We start from the raw sequence: 16,738 nt of genomic DNA, 5'->3' as shown, positions 1-16,738 counted from the left end.
CGCGTCCGGCCTCGCATGACCCCACCAGCCCCCGCCCTGCCCGGGCGACGCCATGCCAATGACTGCAAACTCCCCGGAAACCGGCCTGTACGCCATCGGCGACCTGCAGGGATGCCACCCTTCCCTTCAGGCGCTTCTAGATCGGGTGCCGGCCGACGCCGGATTGTGCTTCGTCGGTGATCTCGTCAATCGCGGGCCCGATTCCCTGGCAACTGTGCGCACTATTCGCGACATGGGTGCCCGGGCGCGGTCGGTGCTGGGCAATCACGATATTCACTTGCTTGCGGTGGGCGCAGGCGTCCGCAAGGCCGGCAAGTCGGACACGCTGGACGCAATCCTCGCGGCGCCCGATCGCGACGCGCTGCTCGACTGGCTGCGGTGCCGTCCGCTGGCTGTGCGCATCGACGATTTTCTCGTTGTCCACGCCGGTGTGTTGCCGCAATGGAGCGCGGCACAGGTAATGGACCTCGCCGCCGAAGTGGAAGACCAGCTCCGTGGCGCCAACTGGCAGGGCTTTCTTGCCGATGTGTTCGGCAACGCGGCCGACCGCTGGCATGATGGCCTGCGGGGCATTGAACGCCATCGCGTGATCGTTAACGCGTTGACGCGGCTGCGCTACTGCAATGCGGATGGGGTGATGGATCTGAAGACCAAGGAAGGCCTGGGCAGCGCGCCCGATGGCTTCATGCCCTGGTTCGACGTTCCGGGACGTCGTACTACCGATGTGACCATGGTGGTGGGCCACTGGTCGACGCTGGGGCTCGTGATGCGTCCCGACTTGATGGCACTGGACACCGGCTGCGTCTGGGGCGGCCAACTGACGGCAGCCCGGCTCTCGCCGGACCCCGCCCGCCGCGATGTGATTCAGGTCGATTGCCCGGCTTATCGCGATCCGCTGGCGTAATCGCAGGCGATGGGTTGTCCGTCGCAAGGACAGTGACAACCATCCCCGTGCCGCGCAACGTAGAATGGCCGCCGGCTGAGCCCCCGATCAATCAGAAGGCCACGGAATATTCCTTCGATGTACAAGAATCACTACGAGAACAGTGTTGGCGTGCCGCGGACCCGCGGGCACCAGCATCTCCTGCTGGCAGTTGGCACTGCAGTTGCGCTGGTTTTCCTGCTTTCGGCATGGTTCATGCCCATGTGGGAAACCAACGATGACGTTGGCATGTCGATGATTGCCCATGGCTACGGATTTGTTGCCGAAAGCTCGCCCAACCTGATTTTCTCCAACGTCATCTGGGGCCGTATCGTGCGGGCCATGCCGCAGTTCGGCGGCGTGGTTGGCTACACTGTCGCGTCGACGCTTGTCATCGTGCTGGCGGGCGCCGCCATTCTGTATTTCATGATGCGCCTGGGGGTGGCGCGCCTCCATGCGGTCCTTGCCGTCGCGCTGATATTCCTCTGGCCGGTGCTGTTTCCCCAGTTCACGCTGAACGCGGGCTTGCTGGCGGTGGCGGCTGTGCTGGGCTGGCGAACGTTCGCCGAGACTGGCGAGATGTCGAGCCTGGCCGTGGCCAGCCTGCTCGGCTTTTTCGCCTACCTGATACGGGACCAGGAGTTCTGGCTCGTGCTGGCCGTCGGCCTGCCATTCCTGCCATGGAAAGCGCTCGCCCGTCAGCGGGCCATGCAGGCTTCCGTCGTCCTTCTGGCCGTGATGATCGGTGGTGCCGCGTATCTGAACAAGGCTGCCTACGACACCGAAGCCTGGAAGAGTTTCCATGCATTCAACATCGCCCGCGCGCCTTACACCGACTTTCGCGCCGGCGTCCAGGTGAAGGAGCGGCCGGATGTCCTGGCCCGGCACGGTTTCTCGGCCAACGATATCGATCTTGTCAGCGACTGGTTCTTTGTCGACCCGCATTTGATGGACCCGGCCAAGCTTAACGGCATGCTCGACGACATCAAGCTGCACAAGTGGGTGCAGCGTGGCTTCGGTTTGGGTATCGAGTCGCTACGCCAACTGCTGGTGGACCAAATGTGGCCCTTGCTGGCTTGCGCCTGCCTGATCGCGTTCGTCAGCCCGTCGCGCGTGGTGATCATGCTTGGCGTGCTGGTGGTGGCCGCGGTGTTTGCGCTCGGTGCCATTGGAAGGCCCGGCGTGACTCGCGTCTACTATCCGCTCGCGGCGTTCCTGCTTGTTGCCGCCATCTGCGCATTGCCAGCACGCCCTGCACGGTCACGCGGCATTGCTACGCTGGCGCTCGTTCTGGCAGGCGCGGCCGCCCTGCATGCCGCCTGGCCCCACCAACTGGAAGCCAGATCGCGCGTGGCGCAGACCCGGCTGCAACTGGAAGGCGTTCCCAAAGGAACCCTGTTTGTCTGGGGGCCGGCATTCCCCTACGAGGCCGCGTTCACGCCGTTTCACGGCATTCCTGACGCCCGGTCGGTACAGATCTATCCGATGGGTGTTTCGACGCTTGCACCGTTCTCCGTAGCCATGCAGGAAGAACAGGCCGGACGGGGCTTTCTGGCGCGCCTGACGACGGAAGCGGGGTTGAATATCAGCATGCCCTACGGGCGGCTTGAGCGCCTGCGCACCTATTGCCGGGAACACCTGCAATCGACGCTCGACGACAAGGTGATTCATGAACGCCCGGGCTTCGTCATCCATCACGTGCGTTGCCTGCGCCCCGGTTCTACGCGCGGCACGCAAGCTGCGGTGGACAAACACTGAGTTGGCGCGGCATCCCCGGATACCGCCCACCTGGGCGACTACGCCGTGCCTGCGCCGCCCTTCCTAACGACGATGGTGAATTCGTAGAGTCCGTAGTCGTGCAACAGCGCGACGTTGCGCGAATAGCGCCGCTTGCAATGGTCGAATAGCGCGCAAGGGTCCGCGTAATAAAGCGTGTCGCGCATCTTGTCGGCATCGGAGTACGAGGTCAGGCAATTAAACGCGAAACCCAGGCGGCTGGTCCTGTCCATGATGTCCAGCACGCCTTTGATGTAATCCAGCCACTCCGCGTCTCCACGAGCCATGCGCACGTTGAAGATACCGCTGGCGATTCCGAAATCGGCTACCTCATCGGGTTCGCTTCCCACGATGAACCGCGTGGACGGATCGCCGCCCAGGCGCCGGGATGCAGCCTGAATCATCTCCTCCGCCACATCGATGCCGGTATAGCTGAGCTGCGGGTAGCTTTTGCCGAGGTATTCCCTGAGTGCGCCGTAGCCACATCCCAGGTCATTCACGCTGAACGGCTCGGTTCTGTCGCCAATGACCCTGCTCAGTTGCGCAAAGCGAAGAAACTGGCTTTCCTCTCCATTCCAGTCCACGCCTTGCGCGGTCTCGCCGTGCTCCGCAAGTCGTGCGGAGTAATATCCGGCCACCTCGCCCAGCAGGTCTGTGCGTTCCTGGTTCATTCCCGGCCCTTCGTATCGTTACCCATCGTTTGTGCGATCGTCTGCGCCATGGCGTGCGCGATCTTGCCCGGCATGTCCGCATCCATGCCCACCCATAGCGGCAGACGGATCAGTCGCTCGGATTGACGATTGGTGACGGCCAGCGTGCCATGCGGCCGGCCGTACCGCTGGCCGCCCGGCGACGTATGCAGCGGCACATAATGAAAGACAGACGAGATACCCGATGCCTTGAGTTTCTCAAGCACGGCTTGTCGATCGATGCCGTCAGCCAGCAGCACGTAATACATATGGGCATTGTGCTCACAGTGCGTCGGTACGATCGGTCTGCGCAGCCATTCGCGGCTCTCCAGCTCGGAGAATGCCGCGTGATAACGGTCCCAGCTCGCCATACGATCGGCGGTCACCGCATCGGCATGTTCCAACTGCGCCCGCAGGAATGCTGCAATCAATTCACTGGGAAGAAATGAAGAGCCCACTTCCTGCCACGTGTACTTGTCGATTTCGCCGCGAAAGAAGCGGCTGCGGTCCGTACCCTTCTCCCGAATGATCTCGGCACGCGCAACCAGAGCCGGATCATTGACGAGCAACGCGCCGCCCTCTCCGGATATCACGTTCTTGGTTTCGTGGAAACTGAACGCGCCCATATCGCCGAGCGTTCCCAGCGGACGGCCGCGATAGCTTGCCATCACGCCCTGCGCGGCATCCTCCACGACTTTCAGGCCGTGACGGCGCGCGATCTCGTTGATCGCGTCCATCTCGCACGCCACGCCCGCGTAGTGCACCGGAACAATTGCGCGCGTCCGCGGCGTAATCGCTTCCTCAAGCAGGCGCTCATCGAGATTCAGCGTGTCCTCTCGAATATCCACGAACACCGGCACACCGCCACGCAATACGAATGCGTTGGCAGTCGAGACAAAGGTGTAGGACGGCATGATGATTTCATCGCCCGGCTCGATATCGAGCAGCAGCGCCGCCATCTCCAGCGCCGCCGTACAGGAATGCGTCAGCAGGGCACGCGCGCAACCTGTGCGCCGCTCTATCCAGTCGCTGCACCACTTCGTGAATTGCCCATCGCCGGCCAGCTTGCGCGTGCGGGCAAGTTCGGCCACGTACGAAAACTCATCCCCGGTGAGATGAGGTGCGTTGAATGGAATGTTTTGATCGTTCATTGAATTTACCCGCGTGCCGCGACTACGGTGCCCAGCATGATCAGTGCCACACCGGCCAATTTAGGTCCGGAGAACGGCTCGCCCAGGAACCAGATGCTCAGGCACAGCACAATGGCGAAATTCAGGCTCATGAAAGGGTAGGCCTGACTGAGGTCGAACTTCGTCATGGCGGCCATCCAGGCCAGCGACGCCAGAAAGGCAGCAAAGAATCCCGAGAAAATAAGCGGATCCAGCAGCAGCAGCACCAGGAAGCGCAGCTTCTCCAAAGGGGCCTGCGGCATGGCGCCGAACTTGCCGATGCGCCATTTCAGGATGAGCTGACCGTACGTCGTCAGCAAAATCGTGGCGAGAATGTAGAGATAATCGAGAGCGCGTGTCATTTTCTCAATCCAGCACGGCAAGACCAAAACCGGTCGCACCGTAACCGTTGCCGTTGTAGAGCATATAACGCCGCCCGGCATGGTCGAACACGAAAGGATACTCGATCATGTCGGCATCCCACCCGCTCTCCGATACCTCGATACCGCTCTCTTCGTCTTTCCGGACCCAATGGATGCCGTCGTCCGACTCCGCATAACCGATGCGGTAACGATCGATGCGGTGGGAGTACCACATGCGCCAGCAATCCGGGTCCCGGATCACCGAAGGCCGGGAGATCGCCACCTCGGCGTCGCTGGCATAGTCGATCGCCACGGTTCCGTCGCGTTGCCAGTGGATACCATCATCGGACGTCGCGTACCTGATGTGATAGCGATGCTCCGGCCCTTTTGCCGTCTGCCGCCATTCCGTACAGGCGAGATACCACATGCGCCATCCCGTCTCGTCGCGCAACACGCAGCAGCTTGCGCAGAAGTGAGGTTCGCTGGCGGTCCGATCCACAATGGGACCGCGCGCATAGCGCTCGAATGCATTCGGGTTACGCGCCACCGCCAGGCCGATGGCGTTCCGAAATGGCACCGTCACCCCGAGGTTCCAGCCAATGTAATAAAGCCGATCGCCATCGGGTGCCTGCGTCAGCCAGGTCGCCATGGCGCCGCTGTCGTCGAACGCGCCGAGTTCGCCAGGGGATAACACCGGCTCCTTGCCGCACGCGAGAATAATTTCAGGTCGCGTGATATCGATATCGACATAACCGGTATGGCTTCGGCTGGCAGCGTCCCGCGCACTGAAGTAGATGCGATACAGATCGCCACCAAGCGGTTGCGCGATAGGCACCGCCGCATGGGTGCGCATCCATTCAACCGAGCCGTCCGGACAAAAGATCCGACCCAGTTTGCGCCATTGCCCGGTCCTTCTCATATTTTCCGCAGCCTCGAACTGGGCACGGCAGAGCGTGGCGTGGCCTGCTCGACATAGACGCCTTCGCTTTCGGCGTCCGCGAGCATCAGCGTGCCCGCGCCGATCACACATCGTTCGCCAATGGTGATGTGATCGCGTAGCGTGGCGTTGACGCCGATAAAGCACTGGGGCGCGATGGTTACCCCACCCGACACCACGACGTGCGACGCCAGGAAGCAATGGTCCCCGATCGTCGAATGATGGCCGATGTGATTGCCGCTCCAGAGCGTGACGTTGTTGCCAATCGTCACGAACGGCTGGATCACGTTGTTTTCCAGGATGAAGCAGTTCTCGCCGATCTGCCCATCATTGAGCACCGTGGCGCGCGAACTAACGTAGCTGGCGAGGCGATAGCCCTTTTCCCGCACGGCTTCGTATTTTGCCCTGCGTACGCCATTGACCTTTGCGTAGCTCATCGCCACGAACATGGCATGACGGTTGGCCGGAAAACGGGCGTCCACGTCCTCGAAGGGCACTACAGGCAGGCCGCAGAATGTCTCTTCCTTCAGGAAGGCCGCATCGACACAGAACGCCACCACCTCGTACTCTGAATCATGGCCAAAGTAGTAGTGGGCCAACTGCGCGATATCACCCGCTCCGAAGATAACCAAGGGTGTTTTCATTCGCCGATCTCCCTGTTTGCGCACGGTGACGATGACATGACAGGCGCGCGTGCCATTTCCCCACGTCTGCCATAGATTTTCCTCACGATCGTATAGGGCCGGCGCTTTGTCTCGGAAAAGACCTTCGACAGGTACAGGCCGACCACGCCGATGAACGAGATAATCAGTCCACCGAGCAGCCAGATCGAGGCCATGACGGAAGTCCAACCGCTCATGGGATGCGAAAGGAACATCCAGTTCAGGATCAGGTACGCAATATAGACGAGGGCGACCGCGGAAATGGCAAGCCCGAAATAGAAGATACCAACAAGTGGAGCATTGCTGAACGACGTGACCGAGTTCACCAGCAGCGACATCTTGCGGCGCAACGTATAGGTCGTCTCGCTGGTACTGTGCTTGCGGACGGTCTGCGGGCACTGGGCAAATCCAGTGATATGCCACAGCCCTGCCATGAAGACTTCCCGTTCTTCATGAGAAATCAGTGCATCGACATAACGCCGGCTCATCAGCCGCGCGGTGACGACATTCTCGGGCAGCGACAGGCCGGTCAGCAAACGCACCAGGCGATAGAACCACTGACCGCTCCACCGTTCAAACCATCCACCCTTGCGGGCTTCCTGCACGCCGTACACGACATCACATGCCTGCGCCTGGCGTTGGGCGGCAAACGTCAGCAGCCATTCGGGCTCCTCCTCCAGATCTACGTCGAGAAGGAAAACCTCGTCGCCGCGCGAATGGGCGAGCCCGGTCATCATTGCCTTGTGGTGCCCGAAATTGCGCGACAAGTCCACGACGACGACATGCGCATCGCGCTCGGCGCGCTCCACCGCAATTTGCAGGCTGTTGTCGGGCGAACCATCGTTGACGAGAACGATCTCGAAATCCTCGCCGACCAGTTCTCGCGCGCCCGCACTTGCCCGGGTACAGAATTCCTCGATATACGGCGCCGACTGGTAAAGCGTGGCAACAATCGACAGCTTCATGGCTGGACGTATTTCATATAGCGACGCGCGTCGGCGCCACAGTTGAACAGCAGGTCGAGAATGGATACGCCATGCGTGAATTCGCCCCAGAGCTGCAGGTATTCCGCATAACCGCCGTAATCGAACCAGTGGAGCTCAATACCGCGATCGGCAAAAACGGCTTCGTCGACATAATCTCGCGCGGCAGGTCCGGACACGTATCTCGTGCCCCCCGCCTGGGCGCAAAGGTCTGCCAGTCGCTCGGTCTTGCCATCGGTGAGCACGTAATCCCAGGAGTTCGAGATCCTGGTGTCGATCCGAAGGTACGCGCAAATGGCCTCGATAAAGACGCGATTCATCTCGGACAAATTGCCGTAGACCGCGTCGCAATACAGCGGGGCCACCCACTTTGCCACTTCGTCGAAGTGAGCCGCACGCCGATAGTTCTGTTCCAGCGTACGCCAGTGTGTCCGGGCCCATTCCGTCGACGTGTCGATTTCAGTGTCGCGGATCTTCTGGTCGTAACGGCCCTTGACCTGAACAGGCACCGTCAGCCACTGCACACCCTGGGGCGTCTTGATCTGATTTCGGTTACGCCAGTCCCGACGCGTGTATTGCATGTCGTCGTAGAGAATGAACTCGTCGACGCTGGCAATCATATCGAAATAGCCCTTCCACGGAATGTAGTTGGACTGGACGATAGCCACGGATTTCATGTCGTTCCCTTTCGTGACGCCTTGCGTGCGGCGCAGGCGGTGTCGGTCTTGCCAGTCATACCGTTATGGGGAATCGATTGCGCAAGGAAACTGCAACGCTTGCGATAAAGCCGGGTAGTTTACCCGAAGCGGAATCGCTGGCCGCGCGTGCCCTGGCCGCGCTGCGACCTGTCAGGATGGGGCGGCCGCCGCCGTGGGCGCGTCGTCCTTCGCGGCATGGTGCAACCGTTCGGCCACACTCCCAGCCGCCTCCGGCATCCCCCCCACCAGATGCACCACCACCTCCCGCGCAGCCTCCGCCAGCTCCCTGCGGCTTGCCGACTGCGCCAGCAATTGCGGCCCCAGCGTCAGCCGTACCGTGATGGGTGGCGAGCGCAGGATGGCGTCGAGGCATTGGCCTAGCGAGATATCGTCGATATACGCGGGGGCCAGCGTCGGTTGGCCCGTTGCGGCGTCCAGGTAGCTCAGGCCCACCGGCTGCACGGGCAGTCCGCCGGACACCGGCGCCTGCATCAGGTTGGCGTGGAAGGGCAGCACCTTGCTGCCGTCGGTGGTCGTGCCTTCCGGGAACACGCAGACCAGGTCGCCCTGCCGCATCACGTCGGTGATGTGGTGCAGCACACGGTGGGCGTCGCGCTTGCTGGCGCGTTCTATGAAAATTGTGCCGGTTTTGTCACAAAGCCAGCCGATCACCGGCCAGCTGCGGATTTCCGACTTGGCGACGAACCTTACCGGCTGCCAGCTATGGATGACGTAGATGTCCAGCCACGAGATATGGTTGGCCACCAGCATTGCCCCGCGCGGGGCGCCGCCCGGTGGCAGCCCGTGCACTTCCACGGTGATGCCGCAGATGGCCAGCAGCTTGCGCGACCAGCCGCGGATCAGCCGCTCCCGTACGTGAGTGCTCGCCCACGGGAAGACCGTTGCGCAGACGAAGATGCCGCGCAGCAAATGGAATCCCAGCCGCAGCTTGCGTAGCCAGATCATCATCGAATCCTGGAGCCTGCCGGCAACCGGCGATCAGCGCTGCTCGTACACCACCTGGCCGTCGACCAGCGTGGTGCGCACGCGCCCTTCCATTTCGTAGCCCAGCCACGGCGAATTCTTGCCCTGGCTTTTCAGCGCGGCGCGTTCCACCTTCCACACGTGCTTCGGATCGAACACACAGACGTCGGCGGCGCTGCCCGTGGTCAGCGACCCCGCGTGCAGGCCGATCACCCGGGCCGGCTCGCTGGTAATGCGGGCCAGCGCCTTCACCAGCGGCACCTTGTGCTCGGCGGCCCAGCGCAGCGTCAGCGGCAGCAGCAGTTCCAGGCCGGTGGCGCCCGGCGTGGCTTCGGCGAAGGGCAGCAGCTTCTCGTCGTCATCGACCGGGGTGTGGTCGGAACACAACGCATCGATGGTGCCGTCGGCCAAGGCGGCGACGATGGCGTCCCGGTCGCGCGCGCCGCGCAGCGGCGGCGTGAAGCGCATCTGGCTATTGAAGAAGCCGATGTCCATGTCGGTCAGCGACACGTGGTGGATGTTCACGTCGCAGGTCACCGGCAGCCCTTCCTTGCGGGCCTGGCGCACCAACTCCAGCCCGGCCGCCGACGACAGCCGGCACAGGTGCACGCGCGCGCCGGTGGCCCGCATCAGTTCGAAGATGGTGTGCAGCCGCACCGTCTCGGCGATCACGGACACGCCCGACAGGCCCAGCCGCGACGCCACCGCGCCGCTGGCGGCCACGCCGCCGCCCAGGAACGGGTCCTCGGGCCGCAGCCACAGCGTGAAGCCGAACGTCTGCGCGTACTGCATCGCGCGTTGCAGCACCTTGGTGTCCTGGATCGGCATCTCGGCCTGGCTGAAGCCCACGCATCCGGCCTCGGTCAGTTGCCCCATCTCGGTCAGCGCCGCGCCCTTCAGGCCGACGGTCAGCGCGCCCAGCGGATAGACGTGCGTCTGGTTCAGCTTGCGGGCGCGGAACTTGAGCATTTCCACCAGGCCCGGCTCGTCGAGCACGGGGTCGGTATCGGGCGGGCAGACCAGGCTCGTGACGCCGCCCGCCGTGGCCGCGGCCACCTCGGATTCCAGCGTCGCCTTGTACTCGTAGCCCGGCTCGCGCAGGCGCGCGGACAGGTCCACCAGGCCCGGGCACACGATCAGGCCACGCGCGTCGATGGTCTTGTTGGCGTTGAAATCGGCCGGCGCCTGGCCCACGCCCACGATCTTGCCGGCGGCGATGTACAGGTCCTGCTCGGCGTCGACGTTTGCGGCCGGATCGATCAGGCGGCCACCCTGGATGCGGATCTTCATGTCTTCCTGCGATGTGCGGTTCGTTGTACCCAAGGTGCTGCTCAGTCGTTGTTGCCGGCGACGATGCCCATCACGGCCATGCGGACCGCGATGCCGAACGTCACCTGGTTCAGGATCACCGACTGCGGACCGTCGGCCACGGCGGAGTCGATCTCCACGCCGCGGTTCATCGGTCCCGGGTGCATCACGATGGCGTCGGGCCTGGCCAGCGCCAGGCGCTCGGGCGTCAGGCCGTACGCCTTGAAGTATTCCTGCGCGGACGGCAGCAGCGCCCCGCTCATCCGCTCGTTCTGCAGGCGCAGCATGATCACCACGTCCACGCCCTTCAGGCCCTCTTCCATGTTGTGGAAGACGCGCACGCCCATCTGCTCCAGCCCCGACGGCAGCAGCGTGCGCGGGCCAATCGCCCGCACTTCGGGCACGCCCAGCGTGGTCAGCGCGTGGATGTCCGAGCGGGCCACGCGCGAGTGCAGGATGTCGCCGACGATGGCCACCGTCAGATTCGTGAAGTCCTTCTTGAAGTGCCGGATCGTATACATATCCAGCAGCCCCTGCGTCGGGTGCGCGTGGCGGCCGTCGCCGGCGTTGATCACGTGCACATGCGGCGCCACGTGCTGGGCAATCAGGTACGGCGCGCCCGAGCTGGCGTGGCGCACCACGAACATGTCGGCCGACATCGCCGACAGGTTGTTGATGGTGTCCAGCAGCGACTCGCCCTTGCTGGTCGACGACGCGTTGATGTTCAGGTTCAGCACGTCGGCGGACAGCCGCTTGGCGGCAATCTCGAACGTGGTGCGCGTGCGCGTCGAGTTCTCGAAGAACAGGTTGAACACGCTCTTGCCGCGCAGCAGCGGCACCTTCTTGACGTCGCGGTCCGAGTCGGACAGCGAGACGAACTGGCTGGCGGTGTCGAGGATGTGCGTGATCATGTCACGCGACAGCCCCTCGATCGACAACAGGTGCTTGAGCTCGCCGTTCCGGGTGAGCTGCGGGTTGCGGAACATCTTGGTCATGGCAGGTGGGTCGGGGCGCGATTCGGTCTGGCGGGTTCGGTCGGGCGGATACGGTCTAAGTACGGCTTCGGTGCTTGACGTTCAGGCGGCGGCGCGGGTTGACACTCAGGCACGGGCCTCGGTGGCAAACGCAAAGCGCGTGGCGGCGCCCTCGCCCTGGCGCGACAGCACCAGCGTCCTGTCCTGCGGCAGTTCAAGGGTCGCCGCGGCGTAGTCGGCGGCAAACGGCAACTGGCGGCCGCCGCGGTCGGCCAGCACGGCCAGCGCCACGCGCGCGGGGCGGCCGTAGTCGAACAGCTCGTTCACGGCGGCGCGGATCGTGCGGCCCGTGGCCAGCACGTCGTCGATCAGCAGGATGTTGCGGTCTTCCACCGAAAACGGCAGCGTGGTCGGCTGCGCCTGGCTGTGCAGGCCCTTCTTGGCGTAGTCGTCACGGTGGAAGGCGACGTTGATCACGCCGTGCTCGCCCAGCTTCAGGTCGGCTGCCAGCCGCTCGGCAATCCAGGCGCCGCCGGAGTGGATGCCGGCCACCGACCAGCGGGCGCGGTCCGCAGACGGCATCAGGGCCTGGGCCTGGTCGCGCAGCGCGTGGTAGAGCGCCTCGGCATCGGGAGTCGAAGTCTGGGTCATAGCGGGATTTCGTCGAAATACTGTTGCAGGATGATCCGGGCGGCTTCGGCGTCCAGCGCCCCGCGCCGCGCCCCGGCCATCGAGGCCGCACGCGACGAGTAGCGCTCGTCCACCCATTCCACGGGCAGGTTGAAGCGCCCGTTGAGCTGGTTGCCAAAGCGGCGCGCCAGCCGCATCGACGCCTGTTCCGCGTCGTCAGGCCCGGCTTCCGGGTTGACCGGCATGCCGACCACCAGCCGCACCGGCGTCCATTCCCGGATCAGCGCGCCCACGGCCTCGAAACGGCCTTCGACCGTCACATTGGGCAGGATGGTCAGCGCCGAGGCTTGCCGCGTGATGAAATTTCCCAGCGCCACGCCGATTTTCTTCTCGCCGTAGTCGAACGCGAGCACCGTGCCGTCGCGGGGCGTCTCGCGCCCCGGCAGCTCAGGCATGCCCGGCCTCGCCGGAAAGCATCGTCACGTCGATGCCGAGCAGGCGCACGGCCGCCGCGAAGCGTTCCTCGGGCGGCACACTGAAGATGATTTCGGGATCGGCCTGGACGGTCAGCCAGCCATTGCGGCTCAGCTCTTCCTCCAGCTGCCCGGCGCCCCAGCCCGCGTAGCCGAGCGTCAGCAGGAACCGGTGCGGGCCGCTGCCGTTGGCCACAGCCTCCAGCACGTCCTTGGAGGTGGTCATTTCCAGCCCGCCGGGCACCGCCAGCGACGACACGTAGATGCCGACCGGATCATGCAGCACAAAGCCGCGCTCGGTCTGCACCGGGCCGCCGAAGTAGACCGGCTGGTGGGCAACAGGCTGGATTTCGAGCTTGAGATCGATCTTGTCGAAGAGCGTGGCCATGTCGATGTCGATCGGCCGGTTGATCACCAGGCCAAGCGCGCCGCGCTCGTTATGCTCGCAGAGGTAGACAACGGAACCCGAAAACGTCGGATCTGCCATGCCGGGCATGGCAATCAGGAACTGATTGGTGAGATTGATGGAAGCTTCGGGCGTCGCCATGGCTTGCATTCTACCAAATCACACCCCGGCTGCCGCGGAAAACTTCTGCCGCCGCCGTCACCCGGCGGGCACGCCGGCCGGGCCTCAGTCGCCCGCCGACTTCAGCGCCACCATGTCCTCGGGCGTCAGCCAGCGCCACTCGCCGGGCGCCAGCGCGGGGTCCAGCCGCAGGCCGCCGATGGCGCTGCGATGCAGGGCCGTCACATGGTTCCCGGCCGCAGCCACCATGCGCTTGACCTGGTGGTACTTGCCCTGCAGCAGCGCCAGCCGCAGGCTGCGCTCGCCAGTGGCCTCGCAGGCATGGGCGGCGATGGGCGCCGGCTCGTCGTCAAGCTGCACGCCGTCGCGCAGGGCCTGGACCTGCTCCGGCGTGACCGGATCGAAGGTCGTCACCTCGTACACCTTGGGCACCTGTTTTTTGGGCGACGTCTGCGCATGGATGAACTGGCCGTCGTCGGTCAGCAGCAACAGGCCGGTCGTGTCGTGATCGAGCCGGCCCACGGCCTGCACCTCGCGCTGGCGCAGCGGCACCGGCAGCAGGTTATACACACTGGGATGGTGGCGCGGCTTCTGCGAGCACTCGTAGCCGGTGGGCTTGTGCAGCATCAGGTACGCCTTGGTGCACGCCAGCCATTCCTCGCCGTCCACGGTCAGGCGCAGGCCGTCCACCTCGAAGCGTGCACCCGGGTCTTCGCACAGTTCGCCGTTGACCTCGACCAGCCCGGCCTCCACCAGGTCGCCACAATAGCGGCGGGTGCCGAAGCCTTGGGATTGCAGGATGCGGTCGAGTGTCGTGGCCATGGATGAACTGCGTGTCGGTGATGTGAAGGATATGCGGGCTATGTTAGGTTACGGCGATGCCAAGATCACCTTCCCCCGTCGCCCCCGCGGGCGCGCGCCTGCCCTACCGGATCGACCGGCGGTACGCGCGCGGCCTGGTCTGGTTTCGGCGCGACCTGCGCGCCGACGACCACGCGGCGCTGCATTATGCCCTCAAGCACTGCGAGCAGGTGTGGTGCGTGTTCGTGTTCGACCGCGAAATCCTCGATCCGCTGCTGGAACGGGGCCTGAAGGCCGACCGGCGCGTCGAGTTCATCCTCGCATCGCTGGCGCCGCTGCGGCAGGCGCTGACCACGGCCGGCGGCGGCCTGATCGTGCTCGACGACCGGGCACGCGACGCCATCCCCCGACTTGCAGCAGCCCTTGACGCCGAGGCCGTCTTTGCCAACCACGACTACGAACCGGCCGCCAACGACCGCGACGCGGCCGTGCGCCAGGCGCTGGAAGCCGAATCGCGCGCGCTGCTGACGTTCAAGGACCAGGTCATCTTCGAGGCCGACGAGATCCTGACCGGCCAGGGCCGGCCGTTCAGCGTCTTCACGCCGTACAAGAACGCCTGGCTGCGCGAAGTGACGCCGTTCGACCTGCGCGCCTACCCGGTCACCGCGTACCGGAAGGCGCTGGCGCCCGTGCCGTCGCGGCTCGACAAGCCGCTGCCGACGCTCGCGTCGCTGGGCTTCGCGCCGAGCAACCTGCCCGACCTTGCGCTGCCCACCGGCACCGACGGCGCACAGGCTCTGTTCGACGACTTCCTGACCCGCATCGGCGAATACGACCGCCGCCGCGACTACCCCGCGCTGCGCGGCCCGAGTTACCTGTCGGTCCACCTGCGCTTCGGCACCATCTCGATCCGCACGCTCGCCCGCACCGCCCACCAGGCCATGGAGACCGGCGGCGCAGGCGCCAATGGCGCAGCCGTCTGGCTGTCCGAGCTGATCTGGCGCGATTTCTATTTCATGATCCTGCACCACCATCCGCACCTGGCGGACGGCAAGTCATACCACCCGGAATACGACGGGCTGCGCTGGGTCGACGGCCACACCGGCGACGGCTACTTCGACGCCTGGTGCCGGGGCCAGACCGGCTACCCGCTGGTCGATGCCGCGATGCTGCAGATCAACCAGAGCGGCTACATGCACAACCGGCTGCGCATGGTCACGGCCAGCTTCCTGATCAAGGACCTGGGCGTGGACTGGCGGCGCGGCGAGCAGTACTTCGCCGACCAGCTCAACGATTTCGACTTCTCGGCCAACAATGGCGGCTGGCAGTGGGCGGCGTCCACCGGTTGCGACGCGCAGCCCTACTTCCGCATCTTCAATCCGGTCACCCAGTCGGAAAAGTTCGACCCGCAGGGCCGCTTCATCCGCAAGTACCTGCCCGTGCTGGAACGGCTGCCGGACCGCTACCTCCACGCCCCATGGACCGCGCCGGCCGACGTGCTGGCCGCAGCCGGCGTGAAGCTGGGCGAGAACTATCCGCACCCGATCGTGCAGCACAAGGTGGCGCGCATGGAAGCGCTGGAGCGCTACGGCGCGGTGAAAGGCGCGAAGGCGGTGGAGGAGTAAGACGCCAGGCACGGCCCCGGGTTTGCTTCAAGCCGCCAGCATCGCACTTTCCCGATAGTGCTTCTGCGCATCCTCGGGGCGGTCGGTTTCCTCGAACATCCGCGCCAGCGCCAGGTGGCTGCGCACGCAGATCGGCCGCTGACTTTCGCGGTTGGCGTAGCGCAGCGCCCGTTCGAAGTTCGACTGGGCCTTGCCCCAGAGCTGCTCGCCCAGGCACAGCACGCCCAGCGTGTAGTACAGGTCGGCATCGTTCGGATGTTCGACCAGCCATTTCTCGGCCTGCTGGATCTGCGGCAGCGCCTTGCCCGGTTCCGCGCAGTCGGCGTAGCGTTGCACCAGCCGGCTGTCCCAGTTCACCTTCAGGGCTTCCTCGACGATCCGGCGCGCTTCGTTCTGCCGGTTCAGCGCCGAGAAATAGCGCGCGGCCTGTTCGGCGATGCGTACCGCGTGCCGCTCGTCGGCCGACAGCGACCGCCAGAAGTGGTACAGCGATTCCGCGTCGTGGCGGCGCTCTTCCAGCATCGCCTCCACCGCCATCTGCTTGAGCCGCAGCGCCAGCACCGGATGCAGCGCGTTGCGCTTTTCCAGCGTGCGCGCCAGCCGCAGCACCTCGCTCCAGTTCTTCAGGTGCTGGTGCGCGCGCAGCGCGATCCGCTGCACGTGAATCTGGCGCCCGCCCTTTTCCTGCAACTGGGCGATGGTCTCCAGCGCCCCCTCGGGGTCCCGCGCGTCGACCAGCAGTTCGGCCATCGACACCAGGCGGGCCTGCTCGCGCTCGGGATCGGTGACCTGCGACATCCAGGCGTCGCGCCGTTCCGATTCCTGCATCCGATGTGCGGCCCGCGCGCCCACCAGCGCCGCCGTCTGCGCCTGCTCGGGCCACGACTGGGCCTCCTTGGCGGCCCGCTCGGCGCGCGCAAAGCGCCCGGCAAACAGGTTCTCGATCGACTCGCGCAGCGCGGCCTGCGCCTTGCTCATGCGGCTGCGTTCGCGGTACGCGGCGGCCCGGCGCGGCATTTCCGACAGGTGGCGCACCGTGGACATCACGGTCCAGACCACGAAGAACATCAGCAGCAGCAGCGCCAGCGCCAGGTTCAGCGACATCTCCACCCGGTACGGCGGATAGAACAGCACCACGTTGCTGTGATTGAACTGCGTGAACAGCGCCAGCCCGACCGCGCCGCCAAACAGTACGGCTACCCAGAAAAGCAGTCGCATG

General features: G+C 64.7%; 18 protein-coding genes. 3 read left to right on the top strand and 15 right to left on the bottom strand.

Annotated features, from left to right (window positions below; all coding sequences use genetic code 11):
• Window positions 1–52 precede the first annotated feature (52 nt).
• Window positions 53–904 (top strand): symmetrical bis(5'-nucleosyl)-tetraphosphatase, encoded by an 852-nt coding sequence (locus tag EHF44_RS09215; RefSeq protein ID WP_437340325.1) that lies wholly within the window; start codon window positions 53–55, stop codon window positions 902–904.
• Between the two features lie 117 nt (window positions 905–1,021).
• Window positions 1,022–2,680: a hypothetical protein gene (locus EHF44_RS09210; protein WP_124683469.1), complete on the top strand. Its 1,659-nt coding sequence runs from the start codon at window positions 1,022–1,024 to the stop codon at window positions 2,678–2,680.
• 38 nt (window positions 2,681–2,718) lie between these two features.
• Here the strand turns inward: EHF44_RS09210 and EHF44_RS09205 are convergent, their stop codons facing one another.
• From EHF44_RS09205 to EHF44_RS09140, 14 genes are all read right to left on the bottom strand, one after another.
• On the bottom strand, window positions 2,719–3,369 hold the full coding sequence (locus EHF44_RS09205) for a class I SAM-dependent methyltransferase (RefSeq protein WP_124683468.1): 651 nt from the start codon (window positions 3,367–3,369) through the stop codon (window positions 2,719–2,721).
• Complete coding sequence (rffA, locus tag EHF44_RS09200) at window positions 3,366–4,538, bottom strand: dTDP-4-amino-4,6-dideoxygalactose transaminase (RefSeq protein ID WP_124683467.1); 1,173 nt, start codon at window positions 4,536–4,538, stop codon at window positions 3,366–3,368. Before rffA ends, EHF44_RS09205 begins: the two co-directional genes overlap by 4 nt.
• Window positions 4,539–4,543: 5 nt before the next feature.
• On the bottom strand, window positions 4,544–4,918 hold the full coding sequence (locus EHF44_RS09195; protein WP_124683466.1) for an EamA family transporter: 375 nt from the start codon (window positions 4,916–4,918) through the stop codon (window positions 4,544–4,546).
• Between the two features lie 4 nt (window positions 4,919–4,922).
• Complete coding sequence (locus tag EHF44_RS09190; protein WP_253700002.1) at window positions 4,923–5,771, bottom strand: hypothetical protein; 849 nt, start codon at window positions 5,769–5,771, stop codon at window positions 4,923–4,925.
• Between the two features lie 62 nt (window positions 5,772–5,833).
• Window positions 5,834–6,499 carry an acetyltransferase gene (locus EHF44_RS09185; RefSeq protein ID WP_124683464.1) on the bottom strand — a complete coding sequence of 222 codons (666 nt, stop codon included), beginning with the start codon at window positions 6,497–6,499 and terminating at the stop codon, window positions 5,834–5,836.
• The gene (locus tag EHF44_RS09180; protein ID WP_124683463.1) at window positions 6,496–7,482 is read right to left on the bottom strand and encodes a glycosyltransferase family 2 protein; all 987 of its coding nucleotides are present in this window, start codon (window positions 7,480–7,482) and stop codon (window positions 6,496–6,498) included. The genes EHF44_RS09185 and EHF44_RS09180 overlap by 4 nt, the downstream gene beginning before the upstream one ends.
• The gene (locus EHF44_RS09175; RefSeq protein ID WP_124683462.1) at window positions 7,479–8,177 is read right to left on the bottom strand and encodes a WbqC family protein; all 699 of its coding nucleotides are present in this window, start codon (window positions 8,175–8,177) and stop codon (window positions 7,479–7,481) included. The genes EHF44_RS09180 and EHF44_RS09175 overlap by 4 nt, the downstream gene beginning before the upstream one ends.
• 171 nt (window positions 8,178–8,348) lie before the next feature.
• On the bottom strand, window positions 8,349–9,164 hold the full coding sequence (locus EHF44_RS09170) for a lysophospholipid acyltransferase family protein (protein ID WP_124685045.1): 816 nt from the start codon (window positions 9,162–9,164) through the stop codon (window positions 8,349–8,351).
• A gap of 33 nt (window positions 9,165–9,197) precedes the next feature.
• On the bottom strand, window positions 9,198–10,472 hold the full coding sequence (locus tag EHF44_RS09165; RefSeq protein ID WP_124683461.1) for a dihydroorotase: 1,275 nt from the start codon (window positions 10,470–10,472) through the stop codon (window positions 9,198–9,200).
• A gap of 41 nt (window positions 10,473–10,513) precedes the next feature.
• Window positions 10,514–11,485 (bottom strand): aspartate carbamoyltransferase catalytic subunit, encoded by a 972-nt coding sequence (locus tag EHF44_RS09160; protein WP_124683460.1) that lies wholly within the window; start codon window positions 11,483–11,485, stop codon window positions 10,514–10,516.
• A 105-nt stretch (window positions 11,486–11,590) separates the two neighbouring features.
• Window positions 11,591–12,115, bottom strand: coding sequence for a bifunctional pyr operon transcriptional regulator/uracil phosphoribosyltransferase PyrR (pyrR, locus tag EHF44_RS09155; RefSeq protein ID WP_124683459.1), 525 nt, complete (start codon window positions 12,113–12,115; stop codon window positions 11,591–11,593).
• Window positions 12,112–12,549, bottom strand: a complete 438-nt coding sequence (gene ruvX / locus EHF44_RS09150) for a Holliday junction resolvase RuvX (protein WP_124683458.1) — start codon at window positions 12,547–12,549, stop codon at window positions 12,112–12,114. Before ruvX ends, pyrR begins: the two co-directional genes overlap by 4 nt.
• Entirely contained in the window at window positions 12,542–13,114 is a 573-nt protein-coding gene (locus EHF44_RS09145) for a YqgE/AlgH family protein (protein WP_092601787.1), read from the bottom strand. Before EHF44_RS09145 ends, ruvX begins: the two co-directional genes overlap by 8 nt.
• Before the next feature lie 84 nt (window positions 13,115–13,198).
• On the bottom strand, window positions 13,199–13,915 hold the full coding sequence (locus EHF44_RS09140; protein ID WP_124683457.1) for a pseudouridine synthase: 717 nt from the start codon (window positions 13,913–13,915) through the stop codon (window positions 13,199–13,201).
• Between the two features lie 56 nt (window positions 13,916–13,971).
• Between EHF44_RS09140 and EHF44_RS09135 the strand changes: the two genes are divergently transcribed.
• Window positions 13,972–15,519, top strand: a complete 1,548-nt coding sequence (locus tag EHF44_RS09135; protein ID WP_124683456.1) for a cryptochrome/photolyase family protein — start codon at window positions 13,972–13,974, stop codon at window positions 15,517–15,519.
• 27 nt (window positions 15,520–15,546) lie between these two features.
• Here EHF44_RS09135 and EHF44_RS09130 read toward each other — a convergent pair whose 3' ends face one another.
• Window positions 15,547–16,737, bottom strand: coding sequence for a heme biosynthesis protein HemY (locus tag EHF44_RS09130; protein ID WP_124683455.1), 1,191 nt, complete (start codon window positions 16,735–16,737; stop codon window positions 15,547–15,549).
• Window position 16,738 lies beyond the last annotated feature (1 nt).

Origin of the sequence: Cupriavidus pauculus, assembly GCF_003854935.1 — a bacterium.
In the GTDB taxonomy this organism is placed as follows: domain Bacteria; phylum Pseudomonadota; class Gammaproteobacteria; order Burkholderiales; family Burkholderiaceae; genus Cupriavidus; species Cupriavidus pauculus_C.
The sequence above is the reverse complement of the archived record's forward strand: the minus strand, read 5'-3'. Positions and strand labels throughout refer to the sequence as shown.